This window comes from Glutamicibacter sp. M10, from assembly GCF_025452055.1.
GTDB lineage: Bacteria > Actinomycetota > Actinomycetes > Actinomycetales > Micrococcaceae > Glutamicibacter.
Map to the genome: position 1 here is coordinate 2,790,751 of NZ_CP104918.1, position 19,209 is coordinate 2,809,959.

The 19,209-nt window shown below is 55.5% G+C and carries 19 protein-coding genes and 2 pseudogenes; 6 read left to right on the forward strand and 15 right to left on the reverse strand.

What is annotated here, in order from left to right; translation table 11 throughout:
* Window positions 1-11 precede the first annotated feature (11 nt).
* The 5 genes from N6V40_RS13570 to N6V40_RS13590 all read right to left on the reverse strand — a co-directional run bounded on the left by N6V40_RS13570 (window position 12) and on the right by N6V40_RS13590 (window position 3,834).
* A complete protein-coding gene (locus N6V40_RS13570; RefSeq protein ID WP_131087900.1) occupies window positions 12-1,013 on the reverse strand; it encodes a 3'-5' exonuclease in 1,002 nt (333 codons plus the stop codon).
* A 196-nt stretch (window positions 1,014-1,209) separates the two neighbouring features.
* Entirely contained in the window at window positions 1,210-1,707 is a 498-nt protein-coding gene (locus N6V40_RS13575) for an SRPBCC domain-containing protein (protein WP_262197992.1), read from the reverse strand.
* A gap of 135 nt (window positions 1,708-1,842) precedes the next feature.
* The gene (locus N6V40_RS13580; RefSeq protein ID WP_131087898.1) at window positions 1,843-2,538 is read right to left on the reverse strand and encodes a hypothetical protein; all 696 of its coding nucleotides are present in this window, start codon (window positions 2,536-2,538) and stop codon (window positions 1,843-1,845) included.
* A complete protein-coding gene (locus tag N6V40_RS13585) occupies window positions 2,535-3,446 on the reverse strand; it encodes an ABC transporter ATP-binding protein (RefSeq protein WP_262197993.1) in 912 nt (303 codons plus the stop codon). Before N6V40_RS13585 ends, N6V40_RS13580 begins: the two co-directional genes overlap by 4 nt.
* A 28-nt stretch (window positions 3,447-3,474) precedes the next feature.
* Window positions 3,475-3,834, reverse strand: a complete 360-nt coding sequence (locus N6V40_RS13590; protein WP_131087896.1) for a GntR family transcriptional regulator — start codon at window positions 3,832-3,834, stop codon at window positions 3,475-3,477.
* Between the two features lie 328 nt (window positions 3,835-4,162).
* Between N6V40_RS13590 and N6V40_RS13595 the strand changes: the two genes are divergently transcribed.
* From N6V40_RS13595 to N6V40_RS13605, 3 genes are read left to right on the forward strand one after another with little or no spacing between them, the layout of a single operon-like run.
* Window positions 4,163-4,780 (forward strand): DUF4956 domain-containing protein, encoded by a 618-nt coding sequence (locus N6V40_RS13595; protein ID WP_262197994.1) that lies wholly within the window; start codon window positions 4,163-4,165, stop codon window positions 4,778-4,780.
* On the forward strand, window positions 4,777-5,550 hold the full coding sequence (locus N6V40_RS13600) for a polyphosphate polymerase domain-containing protein (protein ID WP_262197995.1): 774 nt from the start codon (window positions 4,777-4,779) through the stop codon (window positions 5,548-5,550). The genes N6V40_RS13595 and N6V40_RS13600 overlap by 4 nt, the downstream gene beginning before the upstream one ends.
* A gap of 7 nt (window positions 5,551-5,557) precedes the next feature.
* The gene (locus N6V40_RS13605; RefSeq protein ID WP_262197996.1) at window positions 5,558-7,138 is read left to right on the forward strand and encodes a CotH kinase family protein; all 1,581 of its coding nucleotides are present in this window, start codon (window positions 5,558-5,560) and stop codon (window positions 7,136-7,138) included.
* A gap of 248 nt (window positions 7,139-7,386) precedes the next feature.
* On the opposite strand, the gene rdgB is transcribed toward N6V40_RS13605, so the two are convergent.
* The 6 genes and pseudogenes from rdgB to clpS all read right to left on the reverse strand — a co-directional run bounded on the left by rdgB (window position 7,387) and on the right by clpS (window position 11,625).
* On the reverse strand, window positions 7,387-8,022 hold the full coding sequence (gene rdgB, locus N6V40_RS13610; protein ID WP_262197997.1) for an RdgB/HAM1 family non-canonical purine NTP pyrophosphatase: 636 nt from the start codon (window positions 8,020-8,022) through the stop codon (window positions 7,387-7,389).
* Window positions 8,019-8,753, reverse strand: a complete 735-nt coding sequence (rph, locus tag N6V40_RS13615; protein WP_131087891.1) for a ribonuclease PH — start codon at window positions 8,751-8,753, stop codon at window positions 8,019-8,021. Before rph ends, rdgB begins: the two co-directional genes overlap by 4 nt.
* Before the next feature lie 289 nt (window positions 8,754-9,042).
* Window positions 9,043-9,837: pseudogene (locus N6V40_RS13620) on the reverse strand (MBL fold metallo-hydrolase); the annotation flags it as partial.
* Window positions 9,834-10,757, reverse strand: coding sequence for a glutamate racemase (murI, locus tag N6V40_RS13625; protein ID WP_262197998.1), 924 nt, complete (start codon window positions 10,755-10,757; stop codon window positions 9,834-9,836). The pseudogene N6V40_RS13620 and the gene murI, both read right to left, overlap by 4 nt.
* A 3-nt stretch (window positions 10,758-10,760) precedes the next feature.
* Window positions 10,761-11,338, reverse strand: a pseudogene (locus tag N6V40_RS13635) (DUF2017 domain-containing protein).
* 2 nt (window positions 11,339-11,340) lie between these two features.
* Window positions 11,341-11,625: an ATP-dependent Clp protease adapter ClpS gene (gene clpS / locus N6V40_RS13640; protein WP_262198000.1), complete on the reverse strand. Its 285-nt coding sequence runs from the start codon at window positions 11,623-11,625 to the stop codon at window positions 11,341-11,343.
* A 141-nt stretch (window positions 11,626-11,766) separates the two neighbouring features.
* On the opposite strand from clpS, the gene N6V40_RS13645 reads away from it, so the two are divergent.
* The 3 genes from N6V40_RS13645 (at window position 11,767) to N6V40_RS13655 (ending at window position 14,368) form a co-directional block, all read left to right on the forward strand.
* Window positions 11,767-13,065: a nicotinate phosphoribosyltransferase gene (locus N6V40_RS13645; RefSeq protein WP_131087886.1), complete on the forward strand. Its 1,299-nt coding sequence runs from the start codon at window positions 11,767-11,769 to the stop codon at window positions 13,063-13,065.
* Window positions 13,066-13,105: 40 nt separating this feature from the next.
* Window positions 13,106-13,699: an isochorismatase family protein gene (locus N6V40_RS13650; RefSeq protein ID WP_262198001.1), complete on the forward strand. Its 594-nt coding sequence runs from the start codon at window positions 13,106-13,108 to the stop codon at window positions 13,697-13,699.
* 84 nt (window positions 13,700-13,783) lie between these two features.
* A complete protein-coding gene (locus tag N6V40_RS13655) occupies window positions 13,784-14,368 on the forward strand; it encodes a dihydrofolate reductase family protein (RefSeq protein WP_131087884.1) in 585 nt (194 codons plus the stop codon).
* Window positions 14,369-14,517: 149 nt separating this feature from the next.
* Here the strand turns inward: N6V40_RS13655 and N6V40_RS13660 are convergent, their stop codons facing one another.
* From N6V40_RS13660 to N6V40_RS13675, 4 genes are all read right to left on the reverse strand, one after another.
* Window positions 14,518-16,284 (reverse strand): DEAD/DEAH box helicase, encoded by a 1,767-nt coding sequence (locus N6V40_RS13660; protein ID WP_262198002.1) that lies wholly within the window; start codon window positions 16,282-16,284, stop codon window positions 14,518-14,520.
* A gap of 54 nt (window positions 16,285-16,338) precedes the next feature.
* Window positions 16,339-16,590, reverse strand: a complete 252-nt coding sequence (locus tag N6V40_RS13665; RefSeq protein ID WP_131087882.1) for a DUF3039 domain-containing protein — start codon at window positions 16,588-16,590, stop codon at window positions 16,339-16,341.
* Window positions 16,591-16,814: 224 nt separating this feature from the next.
* The gene (locus tag N6V40_RS13670) at window positions 16,815-18,380 is read right to left on the reverse strand and encodes a transporter (protein WP_262198003.1); all 1,566 of its coding nucleotides are present in this window, start codon (window positions 18,378-18,380) and stop codon (window positions 16,815-16,817) included.
* Window positions 18,356-19,120, reverse strand: coding sequence for an ABC transporter ATP-binding protein (locus N6V40_RS13675; RefSeq protein ID WP_262198004.1), 765 nt, complete (start codon window positions 19,118-19,120; stop codon window positions 18,356-18,358). Before N6V40_RS13675 ends, N6V40_RS13670 begins: the two co-directional genes overlap by 25 nt.
* Window positions 19,121-19,209: the final 89 nt, after the last annotated feature.

Here is a 19,209-nt window from a genome sequence, read left to right on the forward strand (position 1 = left end):
CGGGTTGCGAACTAGACGGTCAGTCCGAAGCCGCCAACCATTTGCATAAATTCGCCTTCGGAAATGATCGAAACTTTCTGACCATTTTCGCGCAGGCGCAGTACGTGTTTTGCCTTGTTGGTCAATCTGCCGTTGGCAAGATCCTCAGGAACAAAACCGTCACCAACCACCAGTGCCGTGGTGGCACGGGTTACCCGCGAAGCAGTTTGCGCACCGTTCTCCGCAGCCAATTCTTTGGCTTGTGAACGGGGCAATGCCAAGTTGCCGGTGAACACCATGATCTGCCCGAACAATGGATGACTTGGGTCAGCGTCGTGGTTTGGCGTCGGGTTAGGACCTTCTTGCGGCCAATTATTAAACGCATCTTGGGGAGGCAAGGGATGACCCGATGCCAGCCAGCCTTGAGCGTCGCGGGTTGCCCGCGAGTATTCGTCGCCTGGCAGCCAGGCCGAGGTCAGTCCGAGGCGAACACCGTAGTGGTCAGCGGTCTCTAGCAGTGACTCAAAGCCTGCGCGTTCGGCGATATCGATCATTGCCCAGGCACACGCTACGGAGTCGGCGAGCGCCTCGTGGTGATTCTCGATGGGGTGCCCTGCTTCTTCAGCGACGAAGGGCAGTGAGTAACTCGGTAGGTCGTAGGCCTTACGCGAAAGTTTCACCGTGCAGAGGTGAGCGATTTCCGGTACGCGGATCCCACTGGCTTCAGACGCGGCACGGATTACACCTGAATCAAAGGAGGAATTGTGGGCGACCAGTACGTCAGGCCCGATGAAGTCCAGTAGCGCTGGCAGTAGCTCGGTAACGCGCGGAGCATCAACCACCATGTCTGGGGTGATGTGATGAATCGATACGTTGCGCGGGTCAAAGTGGTCAAAGCCCACAGGCGGCTTCATGAGCCACTGTTTGGTTTCAACGATCTGCCCGGAACGGACTTTGACCAGACCCACCGAACAGGCGGAGCCGATAAAACCGTTTGCTGTCTCAAAATCTACTGCTGTGAAGTCCAATGCCACGCCCAATAGCTTACTCTCCTTAGCTCAAGACTCGGCATTCAAGACCTCGGCTAGGTTCGAAGGGAATCTGCCAGGTTGCATCGACCCGGCCGGCGTTTTCCTTGCATGTCAGTGCTGACGTGCGCGTATTACCCATGGCCCGAAAACTGGGAGGTTCTACCAAGGCAGGGCATCTCACATTGGAGTGGTGCGTGGTTTATGAGTTGAACAGCGTCTTATAGTATTCGCTCAGTCCCGGATAGTAGTTAGGTTCAAACACCACAAGGACAGCGTCTTTTCCACTCACGGCAGCGACCAGTCTATCCAGATAAAATTCCCATCCAGGTCCCACCGAAGAGGCCATCTGCGGATCAAGTCCGGGCATCCGGAAGACCAATTCGCTCCCCTCGTCCCGCGTCTCGATGTGCAGTTCCAGCTGCCAGCTTTCGCTGCCCTGACCCGTGCGAACTTCCAGAAGCAAGGCGCGCTGGTCGCAATCAACAATCTCCACCGACTCTGTGGGTGAGCCTTCTTCGGCACTGAGCGTGACCTGTACCCGCCGGTTCGCGGGCTCCCCCTGCCAGGTTCCAAACCACTGATCTAGATAGTCCGAGTTAACGAGGTACCGCCATAATTTAGTCGCCCTGATCCTGAAAGAGCGCCGTAATTCCAAGACATCCAAATGATCTCGCGTCCCCGTTCCTTGGATACTCATGGCGGTTCTCCTACGCGATAGCGGCGGCATTGTCGAAGTCTTCAAAGAGTAACAAGAGTCTCTTAGACCAGACAGAGCAATGCCCCCGCCAGTGGCGAGGGCATTGCAATTGATGTACCCGTTCTATTCCAGCGATCAGGCGGTGGCTTTGCGCAAGGTGAGATATGAACCAGCAGCCATCAGTACAGCTGCGAGCGCACCCCACAGGCTGACAGACCCGGCAGTCCAAGTCAACGCCCAGCTCCAGAACTGATCCCAGAAGCTCGTGAAAGTGAACAAAGCGATAATGCCCAGGATCAGCAATCCCAACAGAGTAAAGAAGACCACCATGCCGGCATGGCGCCAGCGCATGTAGATGGTTGCGATAAAGAACCCAACCATGAACAGCAGGACCATTAGCACGAAGTAGAACATGATCTGGATGAACCCGTTATTGTCGGCAATCCATTGCAGTGCGAAGAATCGTCCGTCAAGTCCCCACCCGCCGGTAGCGGTTTCCACCAAACCCATGAGGTAGTAGAAGACCGAGAGTACTAGGGCACAGACCGAGAACAGCATTAGGGTACCCAAGTAGAAGGTACGTCGCGAGATGCTCATCGCCATGGAGAATGGGAATGTCATCGTCAGCGCTTGAATACCAAGCGCCAGGAAGTACCACATGGGTGCCTGAGCTCCGCCGCCATACAGCACGCCGTCCCCTCCGCTTCGGCGAACCAACCACCAAATAGCCACAGTAAAGAGGAACGCACTGATCAGGATCATCAGCGGAATACCGATAAAGGTGGCTTTATTGATCAGCTGCATGCGCGCAACTTTCATGATGCGGTTCATGCTCGTGCCTCCGTTCTTTCATCAGTTCCTTCGTTGGTGCTCAACGCACTGCGAACCACCAGCTGCTGCAGTGAGACTGGGCTCAAATCCAACCCCATGAGCTTTGCTTGTTCGCGTTGGTCCGCGCTGAGCTTGGCCTTGATGGTCACGCTGGCCAGCGCGCCCAGTGAATCACGGTGCAGTACGTCGGCCGCCTCAATGAATTCTTGGACCCTCTTCGCATCGCCGGTTACGGTAACAGCGGCCCCACGCAGCTCTTCAGCGTCACTGTCCACTACGATCCGGCCCTTGTCGATCACGATGACGTGTTCAAGCAGGTTCGCCACCTCATCGATCAAGTGGCTGGAAAGCACGATGGTCCGCGGATACTCGGCAAAATCTTCAACCAGGCGGTCGTAGAAGATCTGCCGTGCCACGGCATCCAAGCCCAGATACGGTTCATCAAAGAAGGTGATCTCGGCGCGAGAAGCCATGCCGATGATGACGCCGACAGCGGAGAGCTGACCGCGGGATAGCTTCTTGATCCGGCGCTTGGTAGGCAAGGCGAAGGCCTCAACGAGATCTTGAGCAAGTTGCTCGTCCCAGTTCTCGAAGAACATCGCCGCGGCTTTGAAAGCTTGATGGACTTTGAAATCGTCGGGGTACTTTTGCGATTCGCGAATGAAGCAGATGCGCGAAAGGATCAGGTCATGCTCGAATGGTTCGTGCCCGAAGATGTGCGCCGTGCCCTGATCAGGGTAGTTCTGTCCGGTTAGGATGGACATCAGTGTGGTCTTGCCTGCGCCGTTGCGGCCGAGCAGCCCGTAGATCCGGTTAGGTTCCAAATCCAGAGTCACATTGTCCAGGGCGCGTACGTCTTTATACGTCTTGCTCAGCTCGCGGGTGGCGATCGCTGTTGATCGAGTCATGCCGTTCCTCCCTACCTCGTGATGGTTTTTAGCCTGCTGAACCGGTCTTGATCATGGATACCAGTTCTTCGATGCCGATGCCGAGCTTGGATGCTTCGGCGGTCAGTGGTGCGATGAATTGCTGTTGGAATTTCTCGCGGCGCTTTTCGCGTAACCGCTGTGGCGCGCCCTGCGTGACAAACATGCCGATCCCCCGCTTCTTGTAGAGCAGCCCGTCTTCCACCAATCGATTAATGCCTTTGGCAGCCGTCGCTGGGTTGATCCGGTAGAAAGCCGCGAACTCATTGGTTGATGGAACTTGCGCTTCTTCAGCTAGAACACCAGAGATGATGTCGTTCTCGATCAGCTCAGCGATCTGCATGAAAATCGGTTTCGAATCATCGATCATGCTGGCCCCTCTCCGTGCTCAAACCCACCAGGTTAGTTAGTGGGTTAGTTACTCATGCAACTAACCATAGAACCCATTCTGGTAGAGCGCAAGCCGTGACCCATTTTTCCTTTCTGGGCATTCTCATAATCAATGCATACGAAAGCCAAAATTTCGTTGAAATTCCTCAGCATTCCGCGCTTTTAACTGCTGTAAAACAATCCATTTTTCTTGTCCGAGAGTTCCCTTTGACCTGTGCCTTAGGTTCTACAAGTGGTCGTCCTACGAATCACACAGTAATGAATTCAATGATTATTGCAGCCCCCTTCCGAAAACATCAAGGAAATTCATGAACGTCTTGCTCTTTGCCGCTGCCGATATCGCTGCCATTCTGATCCTCACCTTTGGCCTCTACCTTCGTCGCCACCGACGCCGAGATTTGGCGGTGTCCTACATCGGAATCAACATCGGTGTTTTCGCCGTCGCCACTGCACTGGCCGGAAGCACCGTAAGCGCCGGATTGGGCATGGGTTTGTTCGGAGTTCTCTCTATCATCCGCCTACGCTCAACCGAGCTGGAACAGCACGAGATCGCCTACTACTTCTCAGCTCTGGCCATCGGTCTGATCACCGGCATGGGCCCAACCCCCATCTGGCTGCCACTGGCCTTGGTCGCGCTCATCCTTATCGCCATGCTCATTGCCGATCACTCCAAGGTTCTTCCTACCTACCGACACCAAGAAGTCATTCTGGACCGTGCTATCGCTAACGACGCTGAGATGTTTGCCCACCTGAGCCTGCTCTTCGGTGGAGCAACCATTCACCAGGCCGTTGTTCAGCAGCTGGACTTGGTCAATGACAAAACCATCGTCAAGGTCCGTTATTCACAGGCCAACGATGCGCTACCAACCTCAGCTTCGACCCGTTCGGTCGAAAATCATGAAGTTATTTCGGAGCAAGCACGATGAATTTCACCGACAGTCTAGAAACCATCAGCCTTGAACAGCTCAACGAGGCCGCCGCTTTACAAACCCGCACCGACCGCAAATACATATTGACCGAGCAGCAGGCAGAACAGGTACTTCCCCTCCTAGCCCAGCAAGCACTGGTCCTGTCCATTGATGGACGCCGGTCATCGGACTACACCTCGGTCTACTTTGATACCCCTGACCTAGCCAGCTTCCATCTAGCCGCCCACCCGCGTCGACGTCGCTTCAAGGTACGCACTCGTAGCTACATGGATACCCAGCAGTGCTATCTGGAAGTGAAAACCGAAGGTGCCCGTGCACAAACGGTCAAAGAACGCATCGAGCATCCGTTTATCGCTCGGGACGCGCTGAGCGAGAATTCGCTGAACTACATTCAAGAGACTTTGGACCACGAGCTAGGAAGCTGTCCCATCCTTCCCAGTGCACTGACACCAGTGATCGATTCTTCCTATACCCGTACCACCTTGTATCTGCCACAAACCAATAGTCGGGTGACGGTGGACGAGAACTTGGTATGGCGGGATCCAAAGTCAGGCTTCCAGCTTGAATGCAACGAGATCATCGTGGAAACCAAATCAGCTATGAATGCTGGGCCTGCCGACAAGTTGTTGTGGAGCCGCCAAATCCGGCCTTCGCGGATCTCAAAGTTTGCCACCGGTATGAGCCTGCTGCATAAGCATCTTCCAGCCAACCGCTGGCACAACACCACCACACATAAAATTTCCACCGCAGTATCCCTGCATCCTTAGGAGCATCATGATTGACTCACCCAAACATCGGGCGCAGTCCCCAGGTCGTTTCTCCGTGAAATCACCACGCGTCTTAACTGCCGTTGCCTCATTGTCCATTGGCGCCCTAGCCTTGGCCGGTTGCAGCAATGCTGCCCAAGCGCAAAGCGTAGTCAACACGGATATCAGTACCGAAACATCAGCCTTCTTTAATGCCGATTCGGTGCACGAGATCAGTGTGACCGCGGAGCCTGATGACATTACCAAAGCACTCAAGGCTTACGCAGCTGATGGAACGAAGGACTGGATCTCGGCCGACGTGACCATTGATGGTCAGACCTTCAAGAATGTCGGCATGAAGCTCAAGGGCAACTCCACGTTGCGTGGAGCTGACGAATCATCGGATGCTGCCACCCTTCCGTGGGTTGTGCGGTTGGACAAATTTGAAGAGAACCAAAGCTACTCAGGGCGAACAGAATTTGTTGTTCGCACCAACTCCAGTGAATCCTCACTCAATGAGGCCGTAGCCCTTGATTTGCTCGGCGAGGCAGGACTTGCCACCGAGCACGCCGCGGCCACACAATTCAGTCTCAATGGTTCCGACGCTGAACTGCGTTTGGTGATCGACAACCCGTCCGATGAGCTCTACAGCGATGAAACCTTTGAGGGTGATGGCATCACGTACAAGGCTGATGCTGACGGTGACTACTCCTACCGAGGGGATTCAGCAAGCGACTACGAATCAGCCTTCGAAGTTGAGGCAGGTGAAGATGATCTAACTCCCATCGCCACGTTCCTGGACTTTGTGAATAACTCTTCAGATGAAGACTTCGCCAGCAAGCTCTCCGAGTATCTCGACACCGACCAATTTGCCACCTACTTGGCCATGCAGGATCTGGTCTCCAACACAGATGACATTGACGGCCCAGGCAATAACTCGTTCTTGCGCTACGACACGGCAACCAAGAAGATGACCGTCGTGGCGTGGGACCAGAACCTATCCTTCGGTTCGATGCCAGGTGGCATGGGCGGAGCAATGGGTGGAAACGGCGGCGGTCCAGGAAAGATGGACGCCGATTCATTGTTGACCAGCATGCTGCCTGATGGACTCAAGCTAGCGGATGCCAAGAAGCAGATTGCTGCTGGCACGGTTCCTGACGGTATGGAACTGCCTGAACAGATGAAGCTTGAGGACGGCACCAAGCTCATTGATGTTCTCAAGGATCTGGTTGATGGCGACATGCCGGACGGTCTCACCTTTGGTGGAGGCGGTGGTGGCCAGCGTCCAGAGATGAACGGTGACGGTGGTGCACCGGGTGGGAACATGACTCCCCCAGATCAGAATTCAACGGATGATTCCAAAACCACTGACTCCAAGGCCACTGACTCCACGTCTACGGACACTGGCGATAACAAAGCAGCTGGCGGTCAGGGCGGCGGCAAGATGGGCGGAAAATCTAACCCGCTGGTAACCCGCTTCTTGGCTGATGAAGATTTCAAGGCGCAGTATGAGTCAGCAAAAACTGAGCTTTCCGACAAGCTCTACGCCTCGGGAACCGCTGAAGAAATTCTTAAAGTGGACCGACCTGCTGACCAGCGAGGCCAGTGATCTGGTTGATTCAACGACGGTGACCAGCGAAGCAGATTCGATCCGCACGCACTTCACCTCTGATTCGGCTGATAGTTCTTCATCTACGACCCAGCAGCCATCAACCGCTCCAAGATCTGAGGAGGATGACGCCGCACCAAGCGCATCAACTTCAGCAGCTACTGATTCCTAAGCATCACTTTTCCCAAAAGTCAGGCCAGCATCCCGGTACAGGGATGCTGGCCTGACTGCTTAGAATCGCTAAGAACTTAGTCTTGCTTCAAGGCTTTGTCAACGGCCCCGACAATCACGGGGAGCAAGACTGCAAAAGCACGTGCTCGGTGCGAGATCGCGTTCTTTTCTTCCGGCGTGTGCTGTGCCATCGACTTGCCAGCACCCACAGGTTCAAAGATCGGGTCATAACCGAAGCCATGTTCACCAGCACGTTCGGTGCGTAGCGAACCTTCAACCTTACCCAGCTCAACGTGCTCGTCACCGGCCGGGGTGGCCAGCGCCGCGGCACAGACAAACTGTGCCCCACGGTGCTCTGCGGCTATATCGCCAAGCTGCGCAAGCAACAGGTCAATATTCGCTTCATCATTGCCGTGGACACCGGACCAACGCGCCGAGAAGATTCCCGGAGCTCCGCCGAGCACATCTACGCTCAAACCCGAATCATCGGCGAGCGCAATGAGTCCGGTAGACGCAGAGATTTCGCGGGCCTTCTTTAGCGCATTGCCTTGGAAGGTTACTTGGTCTTCTACTGGATCTTTTGCGCCGGCAGTTGCGGCGTCAATGACCTGAGTATCAACATCCAGTCCGGGCACTTGTCCGCGCAGCAGTTCGCGTAGTTCACGCAGTTTGCCTTGGTTATGCGAAGCAAGGACTAGAACTGGCTTGCTCATTTGGTGTTCTTCAGAGTTTCGCGCTGGATCTGAGCCAGCTCGTTGGTTCCGCTCAAAGCTAGATCCAACAGCTCATCAAGTTCGGAACGCTTGAACGGTGCACCCTCGGCAGTACCCTGAACCTCAACAAAATCACCGCTTCCGGTAACTACGACGTTCATGTCGGTTTCTGCACGCACGTCTTCTTCGTAAGGCAGGTCCAACATTGGGGTGCCGTCGATGATGCCTACTGAGATGGCAGCGACCGAGTCGGTGAGCACCTGGGCGTTAGCCTTCACGATGCCCTGGGAACGAGCCCACGACAGTGCTTCCGCCAGTGCCACGTAGGCGCCGGTGATTGCCGCGGTGCGGGTTCCGCCGTCGGCCTGCAGTACGTCGCAGTCAAGCACGATGGTGTTTTCGCCCAGCGCCTTGGTGTCCACTACTGCGCGCAAGGAGCGGCCTATGAGTCGGGAGATCTCGTGGGTACGTCCCGACAGCTTTCCCTTGACCGATTCGCGGGAGTTACGGGTGTTGGTGGCGCGTGGCAGCATTGCGTACTCGGCGGTGACCCAGCCGGTGCCCTGGCCCTTGAGCCAGCGTGGCACACCTTCGGTGAAGGATGCGGTACACAGTACTCGGGTGTTTCCGAATTCAATCAGAGCCGAACCTTCGGCCTGAGCGGACCAGCCGCGGGTGATGGTGATATCTCGAAGTTGCGCGGCTCCTCGGCCGTCAGCACGTAAAGTCATAGTTCCATCCTAACCACGCTTGAGTGCAGCTGTTGCGCCGATGTGCCAAGAGTTGCGGTGAAATGCACCTCGCTTGTGGAAAACGAACAGCACCGCAGAATTGGACTGTCCAATTCTGCGGTGCTGTTTGTACTCTGGGTTCGTTACTTTTTGCGCTTGAGTAACGGGAACTTTCGAGTTTTTTCATAAGAAATTGTTGGCAAGGTACCGGTACGCGTCTTGAGGTAGTCGGTGCCGCGCTCCCCTTGAACTGCACTGGTTCCTGATCTTGCTTCAGGCTTCCTGAGTACACTCCGTAAGTCACGCCAGATACAGCCACGGCAATGCCGCCTTCGTAGGTGCCCTTGGCTTCTTCAACCACCTTGTTGATGTCAGTCCATACCGGGATATGCGTCAGTAGCATGCGTTCAGCGCCTGCAGCCGTCGCCATTTCGCCGGCACGCTTGCCGGTCAGGTGCACACCGTCAATGGCGTCGTCGCGGCCCTCTTCAAAGGCTGCTTCGCACAAGAACATGTCGGCATCTTTAGCAGCTTCAACTAGGCCGTCGCAGGTATCGGTGTCACCCGAGTAGGTCAGCACGCTGGTGAGCATTTCGCCATCAGGACCAGGCTCGGTGGCTTCCACGCGCAGGGCGTAAGCCTCTTCGATTGGGTGGCGCACCGGAATAGGCGTGATCTTGAATGGGCCGATATTCACCGGCTTGCGCGGGGTCCAGACCTGGAAGTCATAGTCCTTGGCCATGGTGTCGCCGTCAGGCAACGAGTACGCCGTCTCAATACGATCGGCGGTATCTTTTGGACCGTGGACCAACATGCGGTCTCGGCCCCACCCATTAGGATCCCAACGGATGGCCACATGCATGCCACAGAGGTCCATGCAGTGATCTGGGTGTAGATGGGAAACCATGATCCCATCGATATCTTTGATATCTGTGTAGCGCTGTAGCACGCCTAAAGCCCCGGAGCCCAAATCCAATAGGATCTTCCAGTCGCGGGTGCCATCAAAGGCAGACACCAGGTAGCAGGACGCAGGCGAGCCCGGTCCCGGGAACGACCCGGTACATCCAATGATGGTCAGCTTCATTCGTTTCTCGCTTTCGACGCGGCAATCAACTGCGGAGTAATCCGCGCGATGGCACCGGTCGGATAGTGGGCGGCTACATGGTCCACGTGACGCACCTGCAAAACCTCAGGTCCGAGGAAACGGCGAGCCAGTACACCAAAGCTATCAGCGTTGCCTGTGGCAAGGAACTCATGACTCGCCGGGCTGCCGTCTTCACGAACCAAGGAGTGACGGGTCAATGCGCGGAATGCGTCCTTGGCTGTTTCCTCGGCACTGGAAACCAAAGTGACGCTGTCCCCCATGACGTAGGAGATCACACCGGTCAGCAGCGGATAGTGGGTGCAACCCAAAATCAGCGTATCGACCCCGGCTTGCTGCAACGGTGCCAGATATTCTTGGGCGATCTCCAATAGCTCTGGTCCAGCAGTAATCCCGGATTCCACAAACTCAACAAATCGTGGGCAAGCAACCGAAGTCACTTGCAAGTCAGGAGCTGCAGCAAAAGCATCTTCATAGGCACGGGAGCCGACGGTCGCCTGGGTTCCAATGATGCCGATTTTGCCTGTCTTGGTGCCGGCCACGGCACGTCGAACGGCCGGCTGGATGACCTCAACGACGGGAATGCCATAACGCGCGGTGTAACGTTCACGCGCATCGCGCAAAACGGCTGACGAAGCGGAGTTACAGGCGATCACCAAAAGCTTCACCCCGGCGTCAACCAGCTCGTCCATAACGCCCAGCGCATTGGCTCGCACCTGCGCGATAGGCAAAGGACCATAGGGTGAATTAGCCGTATCCCCAACGTAGATCAATGACTCACCAGGCAGCTGGTCGATAATTGCTCGGGCAACAGTCAGTCCACCCACACCGGAGTCAAAAATCCCAATCGGAGTATCAGAATCGGGAGCCGAAACCTGACCGGTGGCAAAATAAGAATTCATCGATTAAAGCTCCGCATCCATCAGTGCGTTGATCAAAGTTTCTTGGATCCACGAGACCAAGTTGTAAACCAAGGCCAAGTATTCGTCCGGGCTCTGCACCTCGGCGGCATCAAGAACCTCGGAAACTCTGGCTGCATCATCTTCGTTGCGGATCTCTAGACGCTCAGAGAGAACTAAACGAACGTCGTTAAGTGCTTGGGCGAAGCGCTGAGCGTTGTCTTTTTCAAAACAATCTTGTCAGTTTCCATCAGGAATTGAGCTTCACGTAATTGACCGATCTTGGTTGTAATCAGATCTGCTTCGGTCAGTCGACGGTGCTCCGCGGCAACCACCGGATCCTCGCTAGCATCCGGCAGCAGACGGGCCAGCGCAGGATCTGCAACTGCAGGAAGATCCATGGACTCCGGCCGCATGCCGGTCAGCGCGTAGAGCGGATCAATGTCTTCGGGTAGCTGATGCACTTCGGCGCGATCTTCAAGCATCAAGATGACGTCATTAAACAGCTCTCGCAGTAGCTTGCGTTCAGGTGCATGGATGGTGCCGGTAATACCGTGCGCACCATATTTGAAGGCCTTGGCCACGTTTAGGCTCCCTGGGTCATGGTCGCGTTCAAGCCGAAACCGTGCATCGCTTGCACATCCGATTCAATGGCTTCGCGGCTACCGCTGCGCACCATGCAGAAACCATCGTGGTGCACCTGCAGCATGAGCTGTTCGGCTTTTTCCTTAGAGAAACCGAAGTATGAACGGAACACGTACGACACGTAGCTCATCAGATTCACCGGGTCATTCCACACAATCAAGCGCCATGGCTTTTCATTGGTGGCGGCGGTTTCGATTTCGGGAAGTACATCGGGCATTGCGGTCATAAATTCCATTTTACGCTTGGATCGTCAACGCCACGCAGGACACGGTAAATATCATCTTCAGCGTGAGCCGTTATACAGTAAAACCGGTCGCTGGTATCACCAGCGCCACCGTTGACCCTTTTCGATCCTCAGGAGCGTCCCATGCGCACCAGCCTCTTCACCGACCACTATGAGCTGACTATGCTTCAAGCCGCGCTCGAGTCCGGTGCGGCCCACCGCCCATCCGTGTTTGAAGCATTTGCGCGGCGCCTTCCCGAGGGACGACGCTATGGCGTAGTTGGTGGCACCGGTCGTCTGCTCGAAGGCCTAAAAGATTTCCACTTTGATGATGAGCAATTGCGCTTCCTGAGCGATAACAAGGTAGTGAACGCGCAGACCATCAAATACTTGGAAAACTACCGTTTCTCCGGCAACATCTCTGGCTATGCCGAAGGTGAACTGTACTTCCCGAATTCACCACTGTTGACGGTGGAATCCACCTTTGCTGAAGCCTGCGTGATTGAAACCTATCTGCTTTCGATCATGAATCACGATTCGGCCATCGCTTCGGCGGCTTCCCGCATGATTGCTTCGGCCGGCGACCGTCCATGTATTGAAATGGGCTCGCGTCGAACCCATGAAGAATCCGCTGTGGCCGCAGCTCGCGCAGCGATGATTGCTGGTTTCACCTCCACCTCAAATTTGGAAGCCGGTGCACGCTACGGGCTAAAGACCGTTGGCACCTCGGCTCACTCCTTCACATTGCTTCATGATTCGGAGCGGGCCGCCTTTGAAGCGCAGGTCGCTTCCTTGGGCAAGGACACCATCTTGTTGGTTGACACCTACGACGTAGAAAATGGTGTGCGCACCGCCGTTGAGGTTGCTGGTCCGGAACTTGGCGGGGTACGCCTTGACTCTGGTGACCTGGTGCAGCAGGCAGGCTGGGTTCGCAAGCTGCTTGATGATCTGGGTAACTGGAATACCAAGATCACCGTCACCTCGGACCTAGACGAATACGCCATCGCAGCCTTGGCTAGCGCACCGGTTGATTCCTACGGGGTGGGTACCGCACTGGTCACCGGTTCGGGACATCCGACTGCGTCTATGGTGTACAAGTTGGTGGCGCGTCAAGACGACGCCGGCGAATGGATTCCAGTGGCCAAGGCCGCCTTGAATAAGGCCAGCGTTGGCGGACGTAAACATGCAGTGCGCCAGCTCAACGACCGTCAGCGCGCAGTTGCCGAGGTTATCTCCACAACTTCGCACACCACTGGTGGACCGGAGCGAGAATTGGTAGTACCACTGGTTGTAAACGGTGAAATTGATCAGTCCTACACCGGCGCTTCGGGCGTCAAGCTGGCTACTGAACGCCACCGCACTTCAATTCAGGAGTTGCCTGGTGTGGCACGCAAGTTGCAGCGTGGAGAACCGGTCATCCCGACCATCATGATCCAAGCCTAAATAACTGCAAAGTACCCACCGCGCCGCCAAGGAGCCTGCAATGAACCGAGCACTATTGATCATTGATCTACAGCCCGATTTTTGTGAGGGTGGCGCCTTGGCGGTTGCTGGTGGGAACGCGGTAGCTGCGGCTATCGCCAAGGATGTTGCCTTGCGCGTTGCGAGTTACTCCGCGATTATCACCACTCAGGATTGGCACATTGAGCCCGGGGATCATTTCTCGGATCAGCCGGACTTTGTGGACTCTTGGCCCGATCACTGTGTTGCCGGAACCAATGGGGCTGCGTTGCATCCGCTGATTGCGCAGCTGAACGTGGATGCGCACTTTGCCAAGGGCCGCTTCACCGCAGCGTACTCAGGCTTTGAAGCAAGACTGCTAGATACGCAGGCCGATATCGCGGATGAAAGCGGCGTACTACTTGCCCCGTGGCTACGCTCGCGACAGATCGACACCGTAGACATCGTTGGTTTAGCCGCAGATCACTGTGTTCGAGCCACGGCCTTGGACGCCGTGGCAGGAGGCTTTACAGCCACTGTCATCTCGACCCTGACCGCTGCCGTGAACGGTGAAAACTTACCTACCGTCCACGAAGAATTGCGCTCAGCAGGCGTCAGCGTTGTGAGTGCGAGCTAGCCTAAGAGTCCATGAGCCATTGACCAGCGTCGGTTCAATTGACATGCTAGGTGCACACTTTTCATGTTGATGAACGGACTGCGTATGAGAAAGCTCGTGTACTACGTTGCCACCACTCTAGATGGCTTCATCGCTTCCCCAGACGGCGGGGACCCCAGCGGCTCAGAGTTTTTCCCAATCACCGATGACCTCATCAAATTCATCGTAACGAACTACCCGGAAACCTTGCCAGCGCCTGCTCGTGAAGCCATGGGGCTGTCTGCGCCGGGCGAGCATTTTGACACTGTTTTAGAGGGTCGATCATCGTATGAGTTGGGCGTGGCCGCCGGCTTGAGTGATGCCTACCCGCATCTTCGCCACCTAGTATTTTCAACTACGTTGACTAGCGTTGGTCCTGGTGTTGAGCTCGTCAGCGAACGTGGCCTTGAACGGGTACGCGAGTTGAAGTCCGAGGACGGTAAAGACCTATGGCTTGCCGGTGGCGGAACACTTGCCCATAGCCTGCTACCGGAAATCGACAGGCTGGTTCTGAAAGTGAACCGCTCAATTATCGGCTCGGGAATCCCATTGTTCAACGGCCCATTCGCGTTCCACGACTACCAACCAACCAGCGAGGTACTTCTCGACTCCGGAGTCCGGGTTCTGGTTTATGACCGCGTCTCGTCCTGACGTGCACCAGCTGCGATGAATCCTGCGTATGATGCAGAGAATACTTGCGCCGCACCAGAGACGACCGCCCGGATGCGATCTCTACAATGCACCCGGGCGGCCGGAAAAATGACGTCAGTGTCTGCGCAGAGCGTTATCTGCGCTAAGCGCTACTTGCGTCCAACAAACCAATCTTGCAACTTATCAATTCTGGCTTGCAACTGGTCAGCGTTGGCCTGAGGCACTGCTGGCCCTCCACACACGCTACGCAGCTTATTGTGAATCTGACCGTGTGGTGCTCCGGTGCGAGCAGCCCAAGCGGACACATTCTTAGAAAGCTTGGTACGCAGATCCATCATCCGTCGGTGATCCGAGACAGGTTCAGGCTTGGTAGCGCCCTTACTGATCTGCTTGTTCTGTTGCTTGCGTAGAAGCTCAGATACCTGCTCGGTGTCTAACAGACCGGGAATGCCTAGGAACCCAAGTTCCTCGTCGCTACCAATATCTGCACCGGTACCAAATTCGCCGCCGTCAAAGAGCACACGGTCGAAGGAAGCTTGAGAATTCAGTGCCTCAAACTTACTGCGCACCAGATCATCGCTGGCCTTGTCTTCCTTGTTGGCAGCTTCAAGAAGCGAGTCATCAAGACCGTCTTCTTCCTTTGAACCTTCACGGTCCAAGGCGTGGTCACGTTCAACTTCCATCTCGTTGGCCAGGGCCATCAAGATTGGCACCGAAGGAAGGAAAACGCTGGCTACCTCGCCGCGCTTACGACTACGCACAAAGCGTCCAACAGCCTGCGCAAAGAACAACGGAGTTGAAGTACTCGTGGCGTAAACGCCAACACACAAACGCGGAACGTCCACGCCTTCAGACACCATGCGCACAGCGACCATCCAGCGTGCCTCAGATGCCGAGAAATCATCAATCTTCTGCGACGCTTTAGGGTCATCCGAAAGAATCGTGGTGACCTTTTCGCCACAAATCGCTTCGAGCTGTGCGGCGTAACCGCGCGCGTCTTCATGGTCGGTGGCAATGATCAGTCCGCCAGCATCTTTTACGGTGCGACGAACTTCGGACAGGCGTCGATCCGCTGCTTGAAGCACCGAAGGAATCCAGTCACCGTGCGGGTCCAACGCGGTACGCCAAGCATGGGCCGTGATGTCCTTAGTAAACCCTTCACCAAGGTTTGCTTCCATTTCCTCACCGGCGGCGGTACGCCAGCGCATATTGCCCGAGTACGCCATGAAGAGCACAGGACGAACCACATGGTCAGCCAAGGCGTTGCCGTAGCCATAGGTGTAGTCAGCCTTGGAACGGCGGATGCCATCACCTTCGTCAACGTACTGAACGAAGGGAATCGGTGCCGCGTCGGAACGGAACGGTGTACCGGTCAGGGCAAGACGGCGTGTGGCCGGTTCAAATGCTTCGCGGATACCGTCACCCCAGGACAGTGCGTCACCTGCGTGGTGGACCTCATCCATGATGACCAGGGTACGGGCACCCTCAGTTTTTGCACGGTGTACTGCTGGCTTCAGCGAAACCTGCGCATAGGTGACAACAACACCCATATAGTGCGAACCGTGGCGTCCATCTGAGTTCTTGTAATTGGGGTCCAAGGCGATACCCACGCGCGCTGCTGCGTCCGCCCACTGTTTTTTCAAGTGATCGGTAGGCGCAACAACGATCATGCGGTTGATCTTGCCAGAGTCAATCAAAACTTTTGCAAGGCGCAGTGCAAACGTGGTTTTACCCGCACCAGGGGTAGCCACTGCCATAAAGTCTTTGGGCTCAGTATCAAAGTACTGAGCCAGTGCTTCCGCCTGCCAAGCTCGAAGCTTAGGCCCGGTGCCCCAGGCCGTACGCTCCGGATACGCTAAAGGGAGTTTGTCTTCCAGTGGAAGCTTGTCACCAAAATCAAAAAGTGTCTCGGTCATATACCTTTTCCCGGCCGCGTGCTGTGTGTGAACTAGTGCTGTATTTCTTAGGCACTAACCCATCAAGGATTCGTAAACTTCCTTGCACTCAGGGCATACCGGGAACTTCTTTGGGTCACGGCCTGGGGTCCAGACCTTGCCGCACAGAGCAATCACTGGATCACCGGACATCGCCGATTCCATGATCTTTTCCTTCTGGACGTAGTGGGCAAAACGCTCATGATCGCCGGCCTCGACACTCTGGGTTGTCTCGGTACGTTCGATTGTTGCTGTGCCGCCACGGGTTTCTTCAGACTGTTCCACCATGCCTTCAAGTCTAATACGTATTGGTCTGTACGTGGGTCGTTAGCTCATGGGAGCTTGTCCACATTCCACGTCCAAAACACGCTTCACGGCGCTCTCACCTGCCTCGTTTCGACCGCGCGGACGGCGCAGAATTCACCGGGTTTTAACATCAAAAAACGACACGGGAACATCGATCAAAAATTGCGTCTGATCGGTGTGCCCGTGTCGTACTGGTACCAAGTCTGCTATTTGTTCAGCATCACAGCTTGCATTAGTTCAGGTGCCCGCTTCTCATACCATTTTCCGCCAACGATAATCCCAACGACCAACAGCGTCATTCCGAGGATTAGTCCGACCGCTAGGGTCACCAGACCCAGCGCCGCAGACTTTTGGATCCAACCGATCACATAAGGAATCAACACCGGGATCAGCAAGACCGCCATGGAACCAACGGTTCCCAGCTGCGTTAATGCCACGCGTACTCCGTTGCCCGGAGGTGTTTTCATGGGGTTATCCCCCGGCAATGGAACAGCATAGGTGTACCGGGCCGAAGCCAGCGAAGCCACTCCCAACGCAATGAGCAACGCGGCCAAGGAAAGCCCCAGGTCCCCGGCAATTCGCCAGCTCTGGCCGGAAATGGCGCCAGGCAGAATTGCGGCCAGCAGCACCGGAATAATCGAAAGGGTGAAGCAGGCCGCGGCACGCCCCGCCCTATCTGCCTTGCCATGAACGCCAGTAAGAATGTGCAACGCAAAAGCAGTGTTGTCATAAGAGATATCTGCAGAAATTGAGAAGCCCAGCAAGATACCAATGATCGGTCCGATCAAGAACATCATGGTGTAATCGCCGGACTGATTGCCGCTGAACCAGAAAATCAACGGAAGAACCGGCACCAGCAGCACACCAATTGCATATCGCGGATCTTTGAACCAGTAGGTTAATGCTCGTGCAGCTACGGCACCAGTCGGCGTGGCAGGAACGAACTTGAAAAAGCCGAGGCCACTTTGTTTAGCAGCGCGTTGTTCGGGCGGCGGGGTCACCGTGGCTTCTGCTGTGGCCTTGTTGACCAAGAGGTAGAGTCCACCGAGGTAAACGATGGCCAGTACCAAACAGATGGCAAACTTCGCATAGTTCCCCGAGGCCAGCGCTCCTGGCAAGGCAGCTGCGGCACCCAATGGGGTGTAGGACAGAACATTGGTCAGTGGAGCAAGCCAATCCATCATGCTCTGGGCGGCTGAAGCTACTGAAGAAATGATTGGGCCAAAGCAGATGAGTACAAGGAACAACAAGGCAAAGGTAAGCTCGCGGAATCGGCGCTTAGCACGCAGTGCGGTGGACATGATGGTCAGGTACTGGCAAACCAGTATAGCCATCACCGCGGTAGCTAAAGCTGCCAGTACAGCCACCGGCAAGATGGCAACCTCTAGGCGCCAGATCAGTGAAGCGCCGATCAGTCCGATAATGGTGAGTATTGCTGGCACAGAGATGAAGCCAGAAAGTACCAGTGCCGGGCCTAAGGTTTTTTGAGGAATACCAAAGTGCACAAAGCGCGAAGGTTCCAGAGTCAGATCTACACCGGTCAGTAGCGGCGGAATAATCGCCCAGCCGAGCACGGCAAGCGATCCAGTGATGATACTGATTTCGGAAGCAATAGTGGTTTCACCGGCCGAGACCACTGCGAAGATGGTGAGCATCGTGATCATCCCAAGGGCGTACACGCCACCGATGATCACACCGATCAGTTGACCGATTGAGCGTTTAAAACCGTTGCCCAGCAATCTCAGTTTTAGTTTGAGGATGTGCGCAACCATGACAACCCTTCGTTATTTCCGCGTCCGCCAACCAGATCCACAAAGCGATCTTCCAAGCTCATGCCGCCACGGACATCGTCTACCGAACCCTGCGCCTTGAGCACACCGCCAGCGATAACTGCCACGTGTGTACACATACGCTGCACTAGATCCATCACGTGCGAGGAAACGATTACGGTACCGCCATAGGCAACGTAGTCGTTAAGAATGTCTCGGATGTTCGCTGCCGAGACTGGGTCAACAGCTTCAAAAGGTTCGTCGAGAACTAGAAGTTTTGGAGAATGGATCATCGCTGTGGCCAAGGAAATCTTCTTGGTCATACCGGCGGAATAGTCCACGACCAGTTTGTCGCCGTCGTTACTCAGGTCCATCACGCGCAGCAAATCTTCGGTGCGCTGGGCAACTTCTGCACGGTTCATTCCGCGCAAGAGACCCGAGTAGCTGACCAGTTGCCGGCCGGTCAGACGGTCAAATTGCCTCACCCCGTCGGCCAGCACACCTAGGGTCGCTTTGGCTTCTTGCGGTTGGGCCCAGATGTCCAGACCATTGACCAGCGCCTGGCCGGAGTCCGGACGAAGCAGGCCGGTGGCCATCGACAACATTGTCGTTTTGCCTGCACCGTTGGGGCCGACGAGACCATAAAAAGATCCGGTGGGAACTTGCAAGCTGACGTTGTTCACTGCGACTTTGGGGCCAAATTGCTTGGCGAGGCCGCGGATATCCAGTGCGATCTGACTCATAAAATTAGCCTAGCAATTGCCCTAGTCAGAACACATCATCCTTTGGAGTTATCCTCGCAGACAGTAAAGCGCCGCGGTTCAAAGATTTC

Bases quoted from the DNA above. Each gene is read 5' to 3' on its own strand.
- N6V40_RS13575 (WP_262197992.1), bottom strand. From the start codon at position 1,707: ATGAGTATCCAAGGAACGGGGACGCGAGATCATTTGGATGTCTTGGAA.
- N6V40_RS13580 (WP_131087898.1), bottom strand. From the start codon at position 2,538: ATGAACCGCATCATGAAAGTTGCGCGCATGCAGCTGATCAATAAAGCC.
- N6V40_RS13585 (WP_262197993.1), bottom strand. From the start codon at position 3,446: ATGACTCGATCAACAGCGATCGCCACCCGCGAGCTGAGCAAGACGTAT.
- N6V40_RS13590 (WP_131087896.1), bottom strand. From the start codon at position 3,834: ATGATCGATGATTCGAAACCGATTTTCATGCAGATCGCTGAGCTGATC.
- N6V40_RS13595 (WP_262197994.1), top strand. From the start codon at position 4,163: ATGAACGTCTTGCTCTTTGCCGCTGCCGATATCGCTGCCATTCTGATC.
- N6V40_RS13600 (WP_262197995.1), top strand. From the start codon at position 4,777: ATGAATTTCACCGACAGTCTAGAAACCATCAGCCTTGAACAGCTCAAC.
- N6V40_RS13605 (WP_262197996.1), top strand. From the start codon at position 5,558: ATGATTGACTCACCCAAACATCGGGCGCAGTCCCCAGGTCGTTTCTCC.
- rdgB (WP_262197997.1), bottom strand. From the start codon at position 8,022: ATGAGCAAGCCAGTTCTAGTCCTTGCTTCGCATAACCAAGGCAAACTG.
- rph (WP_131087891.1), bottom strand. From the start codon at position 8,753: ATGACTTTACGTGCTGACGGCCGAGGAGCCGCGCAACTTCGAGATATC.
- murI (WP_262197998.1), bottom strand. From the start codon at position 10,757: ATGAATTCTTATTTTGCCACCGGTCAGGTTTCGGCTCCCGATTCTGAT.
- clpS (WP_262198000.1), bottom strand. From the start codon at position 11,625: ATGACCGCAATGCCCGATGTACTTCCCGAAATCGAAACCGCCGCCACC.
- N6V40_RS13645 (WP_131087886.1), top strand. From the start codon at position 11,767: ATGCGCACCAGCCTCTTCACCGACCACTATGAGCTGACTATGCTTCAA.
- N6V40_RS13650 (WP_262198001.1), top strand. From the start codon at position 13,106: ATGAACCGAGCACTATTGATCATTGATCTACAGCCCGATTTTTGTGAG.
- N6V40_RS13655 (WP_131087884.1), top strand. From the start codon at position 13,784: ATGAGAAAGCTCGTGTACTACGTTGCCACCACTCTAGATGGCTTCATC.
- N6V40_RS13660 (WP_262198002.1), bottom strand. From the start codon at position 16,284: ATGACCGAGACACTTTTTGATTTTGGTGACAAGCTTCCACTGGAAGAC.
- N6V40_RS13665 (WP_131087882.1), bottom strand. From the start codon at position 16,590: ATGGTGGAACAGTCTGAAGAAACCCGTGGCGGCACAGCAACAATCGAA.
- N6V40_RS13670 (WP_262198003.1), bottom strand. From the start codon at position 18,380: ATGGTTGCGCACATCCTCAAACTAAAACTGAGATTGCTGGGCAACGGT.
- N6V40_RS13675 (WP_262198004.1), bottom strand. From the start codon at position 19,120: ATGAGTCAGATCGCACTGGATATCCGCGGCCTCGCCAAGCAATTTGGC.